Here is a 15,000-nt window from a genome sequence, read left to right as displayed (position 1 = left end):
CCTACTCGAGGAAGCCCGCCACGGTGTCGGCGTGCAGGTGGTCCTACTCCAGGAAGCCCGCCACGGCGTCGGCGAAGGCGTGTGGGTGTTCGTAGGCGGTGCCGTGGGCGCCCGGCAGCCAGGTCACTGTGACATCGGGCAGGTTCGCGGCGAACCAGTCGACCGCGGCATGGAACGGGGGCGCGTCGTGTCGGCCGCACACCACCAGGGTCGGAGCCTTGATGGCCGGAGCCAGTTCGGTGGTGTCGGCAGCGGCCAGGGCCTGACAGGCCCGCGCGTACCGCGCCACGTCGCCGGAGAGCAGAAGCGCCCGCACCCGGGAGACAGCGTCGGGTGACGCGGCCTCGGTGAACCACAGCTTCTCGGTGACATCGATAATCGATGACAACCCTTCCCTGGGTACGAAGTCGGCCCGCTGCCGCCACATCTCGCGCATCGCGGGCGGATAGACAGCCACGGTGTCGACCAGTACGAGCCGGCGCACCAGGCCCGGGCGTCGCGCGGCCAGCACCTGCGCCACCAGCCCGCCCAGCGAGACCCCGGCCAGGTCGACCGGCTCGGTCAGGTCGAGCCCGTCGGCCATCTCCTCCACGGTCGAGCCGTGCAGATCGGGCGTGATCAGGTCGGGCTCGAAGAACGGCCGCACCGGGTCCCAGAATCGATTATCGACGCCGAGCGGATGCAACAGCACCAACGGAACCGTCATGCGCCCTCCCGGGCGGGCAGTCGGGGCGCGCCCGCGGGCGGGGGCGTCCGGGCGACGTTCATCGTCATGGCGAGCGTGGTGTAGTAACCGGCCGTGCCGACCACTTCGACCACGCGCGCTTCGCCGAGCAGATCAACGGCCTTCGCGTACGTGTCGTCGCCGACCTGCCGGCTGCGGTGCAGCTCGTCGAGCAGGTCCCAGACGGCCGCGACCTCGGGGCGGCCGGCCGGTCTCCCGCCCCGGGCGACGGCCTCGACCACCGACGGCGGCAGCCCGGCCTTCAGTGCCAGCGGCTGATGGAACCCGTACTCGAAATCCTGGTCCCAATGCCGGGCCACCACGAGAATGACGAGCTCGATCAGGTCGTCGTCGAGCACGCTGTCGAACCTCAGGTACTCCCCCACCAATTGCAGCCGGGTCATCAGCTCGGGGCTGCGCAGCAGCGGCACGAAGGGCCCGAACAGCGCGCCGCGCGGACCGGATGCGATCCGCGCGGCGGCCGTCCGCTGCGCCGCCGTGAGCTGGGCCTCCGGGGGCAGCGGCAAACGGTCGGCGCTCACGCCAGCGCCGCGTTGACGTCCGGCATCACCTTCTGCGCCATCAGCTCCATCGAGCGTCGGGCCAGGCGCGGGTCGGCCCAGTCGAGGCCGGCGTAGACCAGCTCGCCGAAGTCGCCCACCTCCTCGCGGAGGGCCAGGATCTGCTCGGTCACCGACTCGGGCGTGCCGGTGATGACCAGCTGGTCGAGGATGCCGTCCAGCGTGACCTCGTCGTCGGGCTGGTCGCGCCGGGTCTTGAACAGCTCGAGCCGGCCGAGCTTGCGCATCTTCTTGAACATCTGCGAGTAGTAGAAGCGGTACGGACTGTCTGCATCGGCGCGGCCATACGCTTCAGCCGTTGAATCGTCGTCCGCCACGAAGACCGTCCGGGCCACGCGCCAGTCGGCGGGGTCGGCGGTCTGGCCGGCCTCTTCCTTGCCCTGCACATAGTTGGGCCAGTGCGTGGCCACCCACTGCGGCAGCAGGAAGTTGGCCGAGAGCGGGTGGAAGTCGCGCTTGCCCATGGCGATGACGCCCTTGGAGAACGGCGCAACGACCGTCCCCACGATCTCGGGCCGCGGCTGCTGCAGCGGCTTGGGCAGATAGCCGACGCCGAAGTCGGTGTCCATGGTCGTTTCCGTGGTCACCTTGAACCGGTTGCCGGGCAGATCGATCGCGTACGGCGGTTCCTGCTCCCACACCGCCGTGATGATGTCGATGGCCTCGGCGAACATCTTGTTCCGGTCCTCGGCCAGGATGCCCAGCGCCTCGGCGTCGGAGGCGAGCGCGCCCGGGCTGATGCCGAGGATGAACCGACCGTCGGACAAATGGTCGAACATGGCCGAGTTGGCGGCGACCAGCACGGGGTGCTGCTGGGACAGGTTCGTGGTGCCGGTGGCCAGCTTGATCTGGCGGGTGTCCGAGATCAGCGTGGCCAGGAAGAGCAGGCTGTTGGTGATGTTCTCGTGCCGGTCGGTCAGGTGCTCCCCGATGAACGCGTCGTGGAAGCCGAGCGAGTCGGCCAGGATCACGGCCTCGCGGTCCTCCCGGAGGGTCTCGGCCCAGGTGCGGCCGAGCGGGTGCAGCGGCATCGAGAAGTAACCCAGTCTCACGGCTTGGCCTCGCTTCCTGTCATTCGTCTCTCGCAGCCTTGTCCGTTCCGGCCGCGGGCACAGTGGCGCGACCTGTGAGTCCGGGCCTGGCCGATGACGTCCGGCGTCAGTGACCCTGGTCGCCGGCCTGGATAGCGTCCGGACATGACCGAGGTGAACATCCCGACCGGGCTGCGGATCGGCGGCCGGATCGTCAGCGGCCACGGCCCCCGGCTCGACGTCGTCAATCCGTCCACCGGCGGGGTGCTGGCCGTGGCCGACAGCGCCGACGCAGCCGACGTCGAGGAGGTCGTGCGGGTCGCCCAGGCCGCGTTCGACTCGGGCGTGTGGAGCCGGATGCCGATCCACGAGCGCTCGCGCGTCCTGCACCGGTTCGCCGACGGGATCGCCGAGCGGATGGACGACCTGTACCGGCTCGAGACGGCCAACAACGGCCGGCCCCTGACCGAGACCAAGGCCCAGATCACCCGGCTGCCCGAGTGGTACCGCTACAACGCCTCGCTGCTGCTGGCCGACCGCGACTCGGTGGTGCCGATGCCGGGGCCGTACCACTCGTACACGAGCCGGCTGCCGCTCGGTGTGGTGACGATCCTGGCCTCGTTCAACCACCCCATGATGATCGCGTCCAAGTCGCTGGCGCCCGCGCTGGCCACCGGCAACTCGGTGGTGCTCAAGCCGTCCGAGCAGACCCCGCTGACCGCGATGCTGCTGGCCGACATCGCCCACGAGGCCGGGATCCCCGACGGCGTGCTCAACGTCATCAACGGCCTCGGGCCGGTGGTGGGGGCCGCGCTGTGCGAGCACCCGCTGGTCAAGAAGGTGGTGTTCACCGGCGGCACCGAGCCCGGCCGCTCGATCGCGGTGGCGGCGGCCCAGCGCTTCGCCAAGACGACACTGGAGCTGGGCGGCAAGTCGCCGGTGCTGTTCTTCGACGACACGCCGGTCGACGTGGCCGCGCGCGGGGCGGCCTTCGGCGGGTTCATCGGGGCCGGCCAGACCTGCATCGCCGGCAGCCGCCTGATCGTGCAGCGCGGCCTCCACGACGAGTTCGTCGAGACGCTGGCCAAGGTGGCCGAGAGCATCCGGATCGGGGACCCGGCCGACCCGGCGACCCAGCTCGGGCCGGTCATCTCGGCCCAGGCCCGCGACCGGATCCTGGGGCGCATCGCCGACGGCGTCGACGCCGGAGCCCGTGTCGTGACCGGCGGCGGCCCGGCGACCGTGCCCGGCCTGGAGAACGGCTTCTTCGTGCAGCCGACGGTGCTGGCCGACGTCACCAACAACATGACCGTGGCCCGCGAGGAGATCTTCGGGCCGGTCGTCGTGGTCATCCCGTTCGACGACGAGGACGAGGCGGTCGCCATCGCCAACGACTCGCCGTTCGCGCTGGGCTCGGCCGTGTGGACGCGTGACATCGCCCGCGGGCACCGGGTGGCCTCGCGCCTGGAGGCCGGGATGGTGTGGGTCAACGACCATCACCGCCTCGACCCGTCGTCGCCGTGGGGCGGACTCAAGGAGAGCGGCATCGGCCGCGAGGGCGGCTGGGAGTCGTTCCACGACTTCACCCACGTGCGCGCGGTGACCGTGCGCACGGCGCCCGACGACGTGGACTGGTACGGCGGAATCGCGACCGGAAGGCTGAACTGATGCGCTTCGAGACGACTGACGGCGTGATCCGGGTCGAGCTGGACCGGCCGCCGCAGAACCTGTTCAGCGTGGAATTGTGTGACGAGCTGACGGTCGTATTGAACGACCCGCCGCCGGGGGCGCACGTGCTGCGGTTGAGCGCGGCCGGTGACGTCTTCTGTCTCGGCCGCGACCGGGGTGGGTCAACCCCTTCCGAGGTACGCGCGGAAGCGGAAGCCCTGGCCCGGGTGACCCGGGCCGCCCGTCGGACGCGGCTGGTCACGGTGGCCGAGGTGCAGGGCGACGCGGCCGGGTTCGGGGTGGGGCTGGTGGCCGCGTTCGACGTCGCCGTGGCCGTCCGTCCGGCGACTTTCCGCTTCCCCGAGGTCGGCATCGGACTGGCCCCGGCGCTGGTGCTGGCCTGGTTGCCGCGCGTGGCCGGCCGGCGTGAGGCGTTCTGGCTGACCGCCACCGGTGAACCTCTGCCGGCCGTCCGCGCGGCCGAACTGGGCCTGCTCAACGAGGTCGTCGACACCCGCGAGGAGCTGACCGAGCGGGTCGACGAGATGGTGGCCCAGCTGCGTTCCCGCAGCCCGCGCGTGCACGCCGAGATCAAGGACATGCTGCGCGCCTTCGGTGAACTGGGTGACGACAGCGCCCTCGACGCCAGTGTCGACCGCCTCGTGGTGGGCTCGCTCCGGCGTACCGAATCATGACTCTGAGTGATGAGTGAATAACTCGTAGCTCATCGCTGTATGGCGATCTATCGATGCCTCCCCATACCGTGAGGGCATGTCGGGTGTCTTTTATCGATCATTTGTCGCCGTTGTCGCGGTCGTGCTCGTCGGCGCCGGCGCCTCCGTTCCGGCCCAGGCCGCCATACCCACGCTCGCGGTCGGGGCGACGACCTCCGCGGCCGACACGGTCGGCAGCGGCAACACCTGCGCCGGGTTCCTCGACGAGCGCACGCATCTCGGCAATCTGGGCATCCGGCGGGTCTTCGCGTCGGCCGGTCAGTTGCCGCCGGCCGACGCGTTGAGCTGCCACAACACGTACGGCGCGATCTTGTGGTATTCGTTCAAGACGACCTGCACACCGGGGGCCGTGGCCGCCGGGAGTTGCGACACCGAGATCCAGAACATCGCCGCGCTGATGCCGGCCGACAGCTATCTCACCTACAACCACGAACCCGAGAACGACATGACCGGCGTGCAGTTCGTGGCCGCGTTCCAGCGGGTTCATCTGATCGCCAAAGCGGTCAACCCGGCGGTCCACGTGGTTCCCATCTACATGTCGTACCAGTGGCGGCCGGGCTCGAGCCGGGTCACCAACAACGGCACCGGCGGCGACAATGAAATTCGGGACTGGATCGTTCCAGCCGCCTCGGCCGACGCTTACGGTTTCGACCTCTACTGGCAGGCCAGCACGCGGGGCAGCGAGCCGGACGACCCGGTCAGCGTGGGCCTCGACCCGCGGATGACCCGCTGGTACAACGCTTTCGCGAGCCTCGGCCGGCCGCTGACCCTGCCCGAGTGGGGCATCGACGACGACCAGGGGACGCGCGCTTCCCGGGGGCCGGCCATCCGCGCCTCGCGGACCTGGCTCACGGCCCGCAATTTCCGCATCATCTCGTACTGGCAATTGGACAACTGGTATCTCGGTGCGACCTCCGCGCCGGCGGGTGGCTACCTCGACCCCGATGGTGTGGCCGCCTATCAGGAGCTAGTCGCGGCGGCGACGCCCTGACTCGATCGCGGTCACGGCGGCGTGCGGGTCGGGCACGGTGATGGTCACCGTCCGGCCCGTACGCAGGGTCAGTCGCAGCGTCGGGCCGGAGCGCACGGTGTAGCAAGTGCGGCTCGGCGTCCACCAGAAGCCCCAGGCCACATGCAGCGGCGGGACGTCGATCACCTCGGCCCGCTCGATCCGGTCGAGCCGATAGGTGCGGCGCGGCCACCCGGCCAGGCCGAAGCGCACGGACACGCCGTTGGGGCCGGCGGCCGTACGGATGCTGGCCGCCGTCAAAACGTTGACCAGCACGACGACGGCGATGAAGAGCGCGGCCGCGCCGTAGTCACCGTTGCCCAGGATCGGCAGGGGCACGGCCACCGCCGCGCTCACCAGCACGAACGGCCAGTTGGTGGCCTGCCCGGTATAGATCGTGTGCCGGCCCGGGCCGGGGAATGCGGCTGCGGTCATGGGATCGTCCTTCCGCTGCTCAGGTCAGTTTCTCGATGAGACGGATCAGGTCGCGGCGGCCGAGCCCGTGCTCGCGGGCCACGGCGACCAGGCTCTGCGCGGCCTCGGTGACCGGGGCCGGCTCGGTGACGGCCGACGCCACCCGCGCGCCACGGCCCCGGCGGAACTCGAGCAGGTTCTCGTCGCGCAGCTGCCGATAGGCGGCCAGCACCGTGTTGCGGTCGACCGACAGGGCCTCGGCCAGCTCGGCCGCGGGCGGCAACTGCTCCCCCACCGCCAGCTCGCCCGTGGCCACGCCCTGCCGGACGCACCCCGCGATCTGATGCTGTAGCAACTCGCGCGACGAATGATCGACTGTCCACCTCATAGTGCTAGCATTATCAGCACCATTTTGGCGTCGTCGCAAGTATCGAGGTGTTCGTGAGCGCGTCCCTCCCGCAGTTCATGCTTCTCATCTACGAGCGCGAGGTGCCCGCGAGCGCCGCGGCCGCCTCCCCGACCGTCCTCGAGGCCCACCTGCACCTGCGGCGGCAGATCGCCGAGACGGGCGGGCAGATCGTCTCCGGGCACGCCCTGCGGCCGCCGTCGACCGGCGTGGCCATTCGCGACAACGCGCTGGGCGAGGTCTCACCGCCCGCACCCGCGTTGGCCGGCTACTTCATCGTGGAAGCGTCCGACCTCGACCACGCCGTCTGGATCGGCCGCATGGTGCCGGTCGACGACGGGTGGGTCGAGGTGCGACCGATCCTTACGTAGATCGAGTGCGAAGAGCTTTCCGGGTACGCGGTGACGGTGCCGGGAACGTCGAAGATCCGGGTGAGGCGGTCGGCGGCGGTGTAGGCGGGCCATCCGGGGTCCCCGTGCGTGGCGAAGGCGGTCCAGGCCGTACGCATCTGCTCCGACACCGCGGCGGCGGCGGGCTCGTCGCCCTCGTCGCCCAGCAGGAGCGCGGGCTGGTTGCCGGTCAGGTTGCCGAACACGAGCGGGACGTCGAGGCCGTGACAGGCGCCCAGTCCGGGGGCCGGCCAGGTCAGCTCGTACACGTGGGCGCGGCCGCCACCGGCGACGTGCGCGTCGGCGAGGTGGACGGACGGCATGCGGAAGAGCCAGTCGGACTGCACGATCTCGTACAGCCGCTCGGCATCGGCGTCCGGATAGGCGTCGCGGTAGCGCCGGGCACCGTCGGGGCCGGGGGCGAAGAGGTCGAGGGCGGTCGCCGCCTCGTCGTCGGTGATCCGGCCCAGCCGCCCGTCCAAGGCGGTGAACAGACGCTGCTCGTCACGGGTGTGACCGGCGATGAGAGCGACATCCCGCGCGGCGCCGTTACTGAGGGCCTGCCACGGATCGAGCGGGAGTGTCTCGCCGTCGACCACCGGTGCGAACAGGATCGAGCGGTATGCGGCCGGACCCCAGGGGCCCACTTTCCCGGCGGTGGCGGCGGTCAGGACCTCGCCGGCGGCCACCAGCAGCTCCGGGTCGGCGTCGGCCAGGTCGGCGGTGGTCGCGGTTGAACCGAGCTCGGCGGCGCAGGCTTGGCCGATCTCGGCCGCGACCGTGGGCGTGAGGAAAGGGCCGGGCACGCTCTGGGCTATGGCCCGGTGGAACAGGCCCGACGCCCGGGGCATGGCCAGCAGGGCGGCCACGGAGCCGCCGCCGGCGGACTCGCCGAAGACGGTCAACCGGCCGGGGTCGCCGCCGAAGCCGGTGATGTTGTCGCGCACCCACTCCAGCGCGGCCACCTGATCGAGCAGGCCACGGTTGTCGGGCGCGCCCGCGATGTGGGCGAAGCCCTCGACGCCGAGGCGGTAGTTGAAGCTGACCAGCACGACCCGGCCGTCACGGGCGAGGCGGGCGCCGTCGAACTCGGGCCGGCTCGACGCCCCGATCACATAGGCGCCGCCGTGAATCCACACCATCACGGGGAGCTTCGCCGCGGCGTCGAGGTCGGGCGACCAGACGTTGACCGTGAGCCAGTCGCCGGACGAGCCATCCGGGCCGCCGCTCTGCGGCGCAGCGGGCCCGAATGTCAGCGCCGGGCGCACTCCGTCCCAGCTCTCCGCCGGACGCGGCACGGCGAACCGCCCCGGCCCCACCGGTGGCGCCGCGTACGGAATCCCGCGGAACACCGCAACGCCGGGCTCCCGGATGCCGCGCACCGTCCCCGCCACCACCCGCACCTCAGCCGCCGTCGTCGACATGGCGGCATCGTCACGTAACTGGCCGCCCCGCGCCAACCATTTACGCCGGTTCAGGGGCCGTTCAGAGCGCTGAAGACCGGCCCACTAGTAGGACTTTGTTAGGTGGGGACGGGTTGGTGGCAGTGTGGGCAGAACCCGAGCCAGGTGGCGAGTTGGTATTGCAGGTGCCGTAGGACGGCGTAGAGGCTCAGGGCTGCCCTGGGGCTTTTGGGTCGGTGAGCCGTAGCTGGGTGAGGAACAGCTGGGCGGTGGTGGCGAGGGTGACGTGGCGGTGCCAGCCGATCCAGGAGCGGCCTTCGAAGTGGTCGAGGCCGAGGCCGGTCTTCAGTTCGCGGTAGTCGTGTTCGATGCGCCAGCGGCTTTTCGCCAGGTGGACCAGGTTGGTGAGGGTGGTGTCGGCGGGTAGGTCGGACAGCCAGTAGTCGCTGGGCTCGGTGTCGCCGGGTGGCCATTGCACGAGGAGCCAGCAGTCGGGCAGGACCCCGTCGTCGGCCGGTGGCAGACCTTCACGGACGGTCCGGCCCGCGGGCCGGACGCGAAGGGCGAAGAAGTGCCCGGACAGGGTGCCGGCGGGCCGGTCGCCGGCCTCGGTTGCGGGCAGGCGTTCCCGCCAGTGCACCGGTGCGGCCTGGTCGGGGCCGTGTTCGAGGGCGAGGTCTTTGATGGTGCGGGCCGGATCCGGGTAACGCGGGGTGGGATATTTCCCGACTCCGGCATAGGCGACCGGGGCAGGTTCGGCGTCACCGGGCTGGACGGTGGTGGTCGAGGTGGTCGCCACGATGAAGCTGATGCCACGGTCGGTGAGGCCCTGCCGGAACTCGGCGACCTGTCCGTATCCGGCATCGGCAGTCAGCAGCGGCGGATGCAGTTGCCAGTCGGCCAGTTCGTCGATCATCTCCAGGGCCATCAGCCATTTCGGCCGGTAACGTTCCTCGTCCGGGATCTTCGAGGCCGCCCGACGGGACAGGATCTGCGTGATCCGCTGCTCTCGAGGGACTTCTTTGCGCAGGTGTGGCTTCTTCTTGCCGGCCTCGTCGAGGGTGACCGGCTGCCGTCGCAGGCGTTTGGCGTGAATGTTGGTGACCTTGCCCGCCTCGTCGGGCACACACGTCTCGTCCCAGGATTCCGGGACGAACAAACGCCAGTCCAGCACCGCCGACGCCGCGTCGGTCGCGGCGTGGACACTGACCGCGATCTGGCAGTTGCCGACCTTGCCGAGGGTTCCGGAGTACTGCCGGGCCACACACGCCGACGCCGGGCCGTCTTTGGCGAAGCCGGTGTCGTCGACCACCCACACCCGCGGCTCGATCAAGCTGACCGCCGCCGTCGCAGCCCGGCGCCGGACACCGGTCACGTCCCACGTCGACGAGGTCAGAAACTGTTGCAGCTGCTGGTGATCAACGCCGAGACGGGCAGCCATCGGCTGCATCGACTTACGCGCACCGTCCAGCATCAACCCACGCAGATACCGAACCCCGGTCTCCCGCTGATCGATGCGCCGCAGCCCGGCGAACATCTCAGCAGCGAACTCCTGGAGCTGCACCCGGACCTGCTCCAACCCGCCCTCATCCACACCGGGCAGCCAACCACCATCACACGACCGGCCACAAGCAACACGCCACAACGACCTAACAAAGTCCTACTAGGCCCTCATCGCGTAAGCGGCTGAACGTTTGCATCGCATGTGTCGGCGTTGAACGGCGCCCTCGGGGTCACCATCTCGTCGACAGAGCGGTTCGGGTGCGCTCCTCTGCCTCGTCGTCGTGTTTCGGGCGGAGCATGGGCGGTTGCCGGCGGCACTGGTAGCGGATTACCACACCCTCGGGTCGCGATGCGCTGCGATGCCGGGCCTACTCACCTTCGATCGCGAGTGCAGCGGACGCGCAGGCCTCGTCCACGTCGGAGGTGTCGCCGCTGACGCCGATCGCGCCGATGACCGCGCCTTCGGGGTCGCGGATGAGGAGGCCGCCGGCGGCCGGGGCCAGACGACCGCCGGTCACGGCGGCGAGCGAGGTGAAGAAGGCGGGCTGACGTTCGGCCCGTTCGGCTATCTCACGGGACGACAAGCCCATGCCCAGAGCCCCGTACGCCTTGGCCGTGGCGATCTCGACGCGCAGGATGCCGGCGCCGTCCTCACGTTTGACGACCACCGGGTGACCGCCCGCGTCGAGCACCACCACCGCCAGGGGCGCGGCGTCGATCGCCCGCGCGTGGCGCAGCGTGCCGTCAGCCAGCGCATCGGCTCGACCCAGGGTCAGCGCGGTCATGGCTTCTCGTCCAGGGCGGTGCGGGCGGCCCGCGTCATTGCTACTCCCCCAGCAAATCCGCCTTGGATCATCGCTTCTCCTCGAGGACTTCGAGCAGGGCGGCGGCGTCGGCGTCGGCCCAGCCGGATTCGGCTGCTCGTTCGTAGAGGGGCAGCGTCGCGTCCAGGACTGGCGTGCGGACACCTACCGAGTCGGCCAGTTCCTGTACCAGGGCGACGTCCTTGAGGAACATCGATACTCGGGCCGTGGCTGGTTTGTATGACCGCCGGACCATCAGCGGGCCGCGCTTGTCGAAGATCACCGAGCCGCCGGCGCCGTCGCGGACCGTCTCGTAGAGGACGGTCGGGTCGAGGCCGGCCGCGACGCCGAGCGCGAAGGCCTCGGCGGTGGACGCGTTGTGGATGGAGACGAGCAAGTTGGCCACCAGCTTCATGCGGGTGCCGTCGCCGAACGGGCCGAGGTGGCGCACCGAGCGCGCGAACGCCTCGAGCACGGGCCGGGCCGTCGCGAACGCCGCCTCGTCGCCGCTGCCCAGCACGACCAGGTCGCGGACCTTGGCCTGAGCCCCGGTGCCGCTGATCGGGCAGTCCAGCAGCTCGCCGCCCGCGGAGGCCACCAACGCGCGGCACTTTTCCTTCACAGCGAGGGATAGCGTGGAGGTGTCGACAACCACCAGGCCCTCCGAGGCGAGTTCGGCACAGACCTGCAGGGCGGCCTCGGCCGACGGCAGCGAGGTGATCACGACCGAGGACTCGCGGGCCAGCGTGGCCAGGTCGGCGGCCGGGCGACCCCGGAACTCCCTCATCGCGTCGTCGGACACGTCGGTGCCGGTCACGTCGAAGCCGGCGTCGAGCAGGTGGCCGCTGATCGCCGATCCCATGATGCCGAGACCGACCACCCCGACCGTCGTCACTGTCGTCATCCGGCCACGGTAGGACCGTCGGACCGTCGTGCGGCTGTCGTGAGCCGTCAGTGCCGGGGCGCGGAACTGCTGGTCGACGGGAGTCCCTGGGACGTATGCCGGTCATACAGTTCGGCCTATCCGAGCCTCCGAGCGGAAGGAGAGTCGCCGTGCGCCTCGTCGACCTGTCACAGGACATCTACCAAGGCATGCAGGTCTATCCCGGGCATCTGAAGACGGTGGTGTTCGACCACGCGTCGCACGAGGAGACGGCACTGCGCTTCGTGGGCGGCTTCTCGTTCCAGACCAAGGGTTTCATGATGAACGACAACGGGCCGACCCACGTCGACTCGTTCTCGCACCTCGACCCCGACCCGTCGGCGCAGACCATCGACCAGATGTCGCTCGACCTGTTCTACGGCCCGGCCGTCTGCCTCGACGTGTCGCACGTCGAGGCCCACCAGGACATCACGGCCGAACATCTGGACGCGGCCCAGGAGGCCCACGGCGTGACCGTCGAGCCAGGCGACATCTTGCTGCTGCACACCGGAACCCACGGCCGGCACGCCGGTCAGGCCAAGTACCTCACCGACTTCCCGGGCCTGGGCGAGACCGGCAGCGAGTGGATCGTCGAACACGGCGTGAAGACCTTCGGCGTCGACAGCCCGACCCCCGACAACCCGACCAGCAAGTCGTACCCGTGCCACATGATGTGCCGCCGCCACCACATCACCCACTACGAGAACCTGACCAACCTCGACCAGCTGATCGGCAAGCGGTTCACCTTCGCCGGCTTCCCCCTCAAGGTGATCGGCGCCCACGGCGGCCCGACCCGCGCCGTCGCCATGCTCGACGAGCCGGCGTGACCACCCCGCCCACCGTCCCCGGCGCCGATCCCAGCGACCGGACAGCCACCAGCACCGCCACCACCGCAGGCAACCAGACGACCGGCCGCGCCACGACGGTTGCCGAGGCCCGGACGGCCAGCGGCAACGCCCCTGCCGCCGGCAACCTGACGGCCGTCGGCGGCGCGTCGGTGGTCGGGGATCGGGTGGGTGGCCGTACGGCTGTGGTGACCGGGGCCGGGAACGGGCTCGGGCGGGCGATCACGCTGGCCCTGGCCGCGCGGGGCGCCAGCGTGGTGGCCGTCGGGCGCACGCTGGAGCGGCTCGAAGCCGTCGCTGAGGAGGCCTCCGGGGCCGTTCGCGCGGTGGCCGCAGACGTGGCCGATCCGGCGAGTGTGGCCGCGCTGGCGGCTGAGCTGGCCGGGGAGACGGTGTCGATCCTGGTCAACAACGCGGGGGTGCCCGGGCCGGTGGCGGCGCTGGTCGACATCGAGCCGGACGAGTGGGACGACGTGTTCGCGGTCAACGTGCGCGGCACCTACCTGATGTGCCGGGCCTTCCTGCCGGGCATGGTCGAGCGTGGCGCGGGCGACGTCATCAACGTGGCCTCCGTCAGTGGTAAGCGGCCACTGATCCGCCGTACGCCCTATACAGCCAGCAAGATGGCGGTGATCGGCCTGACCCGCACGCTGGCCTACGAGGTCGGCCCGGCCGGTGTCTCGGTCAACTCGCTCTCCCCCGGCCCGGTCGACGGCCCCCGCATGACCCGCAACTTCACGCTCGAGGCCGAACGAACCGGCGTCACCTATGAGCAGGCCGAGGAAGCGTTCGTGTCGCGGGCTGCCCTGCACCGCATGCTCACCGAGGACGAGGTGGCCGCCGCGGTCGTCGCCATGCTGCACATGCCCGGCCTGTGCGCGGCCGACATCGATCTCTCGGCCGGCATGGTCGCGCCCTGACCGACCGTCCGACAGTCATACGGACGCCGATCGTCATACAGACGTACAGACGCAGGCCTTGTTGCCGTCCTGATCCGCGATGACGGTGAAGGACGGCGCTTCCTTGTCGTCCACGATGACCCCGCCGGCGGCCACGGCGGCGGCGATGCGCTGCTCGGCCACTTCGGGCGCGACCCAGACGTCGATGTGGAAGCGCTGCCGCGGCGTCTCGTGCTCGTCGGTGTCCTGGAACCACAGGATCGGCACACGTCCCGAAGCGTCGCGGACGTCGTCGCCGATCGTCCCGCGCCCGCGGGCGTCGGTGCTCCCGGTCAGCAGCGCCGCCCACACCGGCGCCACTCGGGCCGACGACGCAGTATCGAGGGCCAGTTCGATCGTCGTGATCGACGAGGGGTCGGCGACTGCGCCCTGGTCGGTGGCGATCTCGGAGATCCGGCGGGCCGCGTCGATGTCGCGCTGGGTCACCCATTCGACGATGTGCTCTTTACCGTCGTCGTCACGGTAGACCGCGTCGTCGCTGATCAGCTTGAGATCGACGAATCCGTCGCCGATCGTCGCCCGTGGGACCAGACCCGCCTCAGCCGCCGCGACGAGCCGCGCACCGGCCGCGAATCCGTCGACCGCGTAGCGCGCGTGCAACCCCTGCCCGAGCTTCCGCCAGTCGGCCAGCCGAGCTTCATCGATCTGCGTCCCGCTGAGCATGTCCATGGTCAGCACGGTAGACCGCATTCCGGACGATCGACTTCCGGCTTGACCCACCATCGGACCGACCGACGAGCAGACAATCCGACGAGCCGACACCTGGGTTCCGGCGGGATCCGAGGCTCGGTGGGTGGGCCCGAGCCGGACGGATGGCGGGCGCTGGCAGGATCTTGGTCGTGGAGGCGTATGAGCATCATCGGATGCGGGTGAACGATGTGGTGCGCCGGCCCGGTTCGTACGGGCCGGACGAGGTGGCCGAGCGTCTGTTGCTGGAGGCCATGGCGGCCGTCGACGGCAGTCTGGAGCGGTGGCAGGCCGAATTCGACGAGCTGAGGAACCGGGGAGCTGTCGTCTCGACGGGCGCTCGCGGTGCGTTTCGTGTTGTGCTGCCGTCCGACGCAGTGCGGTACGCCACCGCATCCGTCTATGCCGAGGTTGCCCACCGCTGCGGCTGGCTCGACCTGGACCGCTCCCTGTCGGAGGGCGAGTATCAGCACCTGGCCGACACGATCGGTCAGTGGGCCGCAGCCGACCGGACGCTGACCGACGCGCTCGAAACCTACGGTCGGCCGTCGGTGTGGATCGGTGGTACGAACCCGAGCTGGCCGAAGACACTGGCGTACACCACGGCCGACCCGGCCGCCGCGCTCATCTGCATCCATCTGTGGAATGCCCCCGCCGAGACGCCGCGGGGCGCGGATCCGCGCAGTGTTGTGCCGGAACCTGTGGTCCTCGCCGTCCGGCACCGGCCCGGCCGATTTCACGACTCGTTCTCGTACACCCCGGAGGGTGTCCGCCGCCGACCGTGAGGCCGGCCATGGGCGGCACCGTCAGATCAAAGCGAGCACCGCGGAACGGCCCGCCACCGGCGTTGAGGCCAACGGCGGGCGCGACCGCCAGATCAGCGTGGCTGCCGTCTCGACAACCCGGCCAGGCCCGCCGCCGC

General features: G+C 70.4%; 17 protein-coding genes. 7 read left to right on the top strand and 10 right to left on the bottom strand.

What is annotated here, in order from left to right; translation table 11 throughout:
- Window positions 1-43: 43 nt before the first annotated feature.
- The 3 genes from M1L60_RS39560 to M1L60_RS39550 are packed head-to-tail and all read right to left on the bottom strand — an operon-like array spanning window position 44 to window position 2,357.
- Complete coding sequence (locus M1L60_RS39560) at window positions 44-706, bottom strand: alpha/beta fold hydrolase (RefSeq protein WP_253242720.1); 663 nt, start codon at window positions 704-706, stop codon at window positions 44-46.
- On the bottom strand, window positions 703-1,266 hold the full coding sequence (locus M1L60_RS39555) for a carboxymuconolactone decarboxylase family protein (RefSeq protein WP_253242719.1): 564 nt from the start codon (window positions 1,264-1,266) through the stop codon (window positions 703-705). The genes M1L60_RS39560 and M1L60_RS39555 overlap by 4 nt, the downstream gene beginning before the upstream one ends.
- The gene (locus M1L60_RS39550; protein ID WP_253242718.1) at window positions 1,263-2,357 is read right to left on the bottom strand and encodes an LLM class flavin-dependent oxidoreductase; all 1,095 of its coding nucleotides are present in this window, start codon (window positions 2,355-2,357) and stop codon (window positions 1,263-1,265) included. The genes M1L60_RS39555 and M1L60_RS39550 overlap by 4 nt, the downstream gene beginning before the upstream one ends.
- Before the next feature lie 144 nt (window positions 2,358-2,501).
- On the opposite strand from M1L60_RS39550, the gene M1L60_RS39545 reads away from it, so the two are divergent.
- From M1L60_RS39545 to M1L60_RS39535, 3 genes are all read left to right on the top strand, one after another.
- Window positions 2,502-4,004, top strand: a complete 1,503-nt coding sequence (locus M1L60_RS39545; RefSeq protein WP_253242717.1) for an aldehyde dehydrogenase — start codon at window positions 2,502-2,504, stop codon at window positions 4,002-4,004.
- Entirely contained in the window at window positions 4,004-4,699 is a 696-nt protein-coding gene (locus M1L60_RS39540) for an enoyl-CoA hydratase/isomerase family protein (protein ID WP_253242716.1), read from the top strand. The genes M1L60_RS39545 and M1L60_RS39540 overlap by 1 nt, the downstream gene beginning before the upstream one ends.
- Window positions 4,700-4,775: 76 nt before the next feature.
- A complete protein-coding gene (locus tag M1L60_RS39535; protein ID WP_253242715.1) occupies window positions 4,776-5,729 on the top strand; it encodes a hypothetical protein in 954 nt (317 codons plus the stop codon).
- Here the strand turns inward: M1L60_RS39535 and M1L60_RS39530 are convergent.
- Both M1L60_RS39530 and M1L60_RS39525 read right to left on the bottom strand, forming a co-directional pair.
- On the bottom strand, window positions 5,706-6,182 hold the full coding sequence (locus tag M1L60_RS39530) for a hypothetical protein (protein ID WP_253242714.1): 477 nt from the start codon (window positions 6,180-6,182) through the stop codon (window positions 5,706-5,708). The genes M1L60_RS39535 and M1L60_RS39530 overlap by 24 nt on opposite strands.
- A gap of 19 nt (window positions 6,183-6,201) precedes the next feature.
- Window positions 6,202-6,549, bottom strand: a complete 348-nt coding sequence (locus M1L60_RS39525; protein WP_253242713.1) for a GntR family transcriptional regulator — start codon at window positions 6,547-6,549, stop codon at window positions 6,202-6,204.
- A 53-nt stretch (window positions 6,550-6,602) separates the two neighbouring features.
- On the opposite strand from M1L60_RS39525, the gene M1L60_RS39520 reads away from it, so the two are divergent.
- On the top strand, window positions 6,603-6,938 hold the full coding sequence (locus M1L60_RS39520) for a YciI family protein (protein WP_253242712.1): 336 nt from the start codon (window positions 6,603-6,605) through the stop codon (window positions 6,936-6,938).
- Here the strand turns inward: M1L60_RS39520 and M1L60_RS39515 are convergent.
- From M1L60_RS39515 to M1L60_RS39500, 4 genes are all read right to left on the bottom strand, one after another.
- Window positions 6,836-8,380, bottom strand: coding sequence for a carboxylesterase/lipase family protein (locus M1L60_RS39515; protein WP_253242711.1), 1,545 nt, complete (start codon window positions 8,378-8,380; stop codon window positions 6,836-6,838). The genes M1L60_RS39520 and M1L60_RS39515 overlap by 103 nt on opposite strands.
- A gap of 187 nt (window positions 8,381-8,567) precedes the next feature.
- Window positions 8,568-9,953, bottom strand: coding sequence for an IS701 family transposase (locus M1L60_RS39510; protein ID WP_253242710.1), 1,386 nt, complete (start codon window positions 9,951-9,953; stop codon window positions 8,568-8,570).
- Between the two features lie 277 nt (window positions 9,954-10,230).
- On the bottom strand, window positions 10,231-10,647 hold the full coding sequence (locus tag M1L60_RS39505; RefSeq protein WP_253242709.1) for a GlcG/HbpS family heme-binding protein: 417 nt from the start codon (window positions 10,645-10,647) through the stop codon (window positions 10,231-10,233).
- Between the two features lie 67 nt (window positions 10,648-10,714).
- Entirely contained in the window at window positions 10,715-11,620 is a 906-nt protein-coding gene (locus M1L60_RS39500; RefSeq protein ID WP_256518190.1) for an NAD(P)-dependent oxidoreductase, read from the bottom strand.
- Between the two features lie 98 nt (window positions 11,621-11,718).
- On the opposite strand from M1L60_RS39500, the gene M1L60_RS39495 reads away from it, so the two are divergent.
- On the top strand, window positions 11,719-12,414 hold the full coding sequence (locus tag M1L60_RS39495; RefSeq protein WP_253242707.1) for a cyclase family protein: 696 nt from the start codon (window positions 11,719-11,721) through the stop codon (window positions 12,412-12,414).
- Window positions 12,411-13,352 carry an SDR family NAD(P)-dependent oxidoreductase gene (locus M1L60_RS39490; RefSeq protein ID WP_253242706.1) on the top strand — a complete coding sequence of 314 codons (942 nt, stop codon included), beginning with the start codon at window positions 12,411-12,413 and terminating at the stop codon, window positions 13,350-13,352. Before M1L60_RS39495 ends, M1L60_RS39490 begins: the two co-directional genes overlap by 4 nt.
- A 33-nt stretch (window positions 13,353-13,385) precedes the next feature.
- Here the strand turns inward: M1L60_RS39490 and M1L60_RS39485 are convergent, their stop codons facing one another.
- Window positions 13,386-14,060 carry a 4a-hydroxytetrahydrobiopterin dehydratase family protein gene (locus tag M1L60_RS39485; protein ID WP_253242705.1) on the bottom strand — a complete coding sequence of 225 codons (675 nt, stop codon included), beginning with the start codon at window positions 14,058-14,060 and terminating at the stop codon, window positions 13,386-13,388.
- Window positions 14,061-14,254: 194 nt separating this feature from the next.
- On the opposite strand from M1L60_RS39485, the gene M1L60_RS39480 reads away from it, so the two are divergent.
- Window positions 14,255-14,863 carry a hypothetical protein gene (locus M1L60_RS39480; RefSeq protein ID WP_253242704.1) on the top strand — a complete coding sequence of 203 codons (609 nt, stop codon included), beginning with the start codon at window positions 14,255-14,257 and terminating at the stop codon, window positions 14,861-14,863.
- The last annotated feature ends 137 nt before the right edge of the window (window positions 14,864-15,000 follow it).

The sequence above is a fragment of the Paractinoplanes aksuensis genome (genome assembly GCF_024137025.1).
GTDB classification, from domain to species: Bacteria; Actinomycetota; Actinomycetes; order Mycobacteriales; family Micromonosporaceae; genus Actinoplanes; species Actinoplanes aksuensis.
Note: the sequence above shows the minus strand (reverse complement) of the source record. Positions and strands in the feature narration are given on the sequence as shown.

Bases quoted from the DNA above. Each gene is read 5' to 3' on its own strand.
- M1L60_RS39530 (WP_253242714.1), bottom strand. From the start codon at position 6,182: ATGACCGCAGCCGCATTCCCCGGCCCGGGCCGGCACACGATCTATACC.
- M1L60_RS39485 (WP_253242705.1), bottom strand. From the start codon at position 14,060: ATGGACATGCTCAGCGGGACGCAGATCGATGAAGCTCGGCTGGCCGAC.
- M1L60_RS39525 (WP_253242713.1), bottom strand. From the start codon at position 6,549: ATGAGGTGGACAGTCGATCATTCGTCGCGCGAGTTGCTACAGCATCAG.
- M1L60_RS39535 (WP_253242715.1), top strand. From the start codon at position 4,776: ATGTCGGGTGTCTTTTATCGATCATTTGTCGCCGTTGTCGCGGTCGTG.
- M1L60_RS39515 (WP_253242711.1), bottom strand. From the start codon at position 8,380: ATGTCGACGACGGCGGCTGAGGTGCGGGTGGTGGCGGGGACGGTGCGC.
- M1L60_RS39545 (WP_253242717.1), top strand. From the start codon at position 2,502: ATGACCGAGGTGAACATCCCGACCGGGCTGCGGATCGGCGGCCGGATC.
- M1L60_RS39505 (WP_253242709.1), bottom strand. From the start codon at position 10,647: ATGACCGCGCTGACCCTGGGTCGAGCCGATGCGCTGGCTGACGGCACG.
- M1L60_RS39540 (WP_253242716.1), top strand. From the start codon at position 4,004: ATGCGCTTCGAGACGACTGACGGCGTGATCCGGGTCGAGCTGGACCGG.
- M1L60_RS39560 (WP_253242720.1), bottom strand. From the start codon at position 706: ATGACGGTTCCGTTGGTGCTGTTGCATCCGCTCGGCGTCGATAATCGA.
- M1L60_RS39480 (WP_253242704.1), top strand. From the start codon at position 14,255: ATGCGGGTGAACGATGTGGTGCGCCGGCCCGGTTCGTACGGGCCGGAC.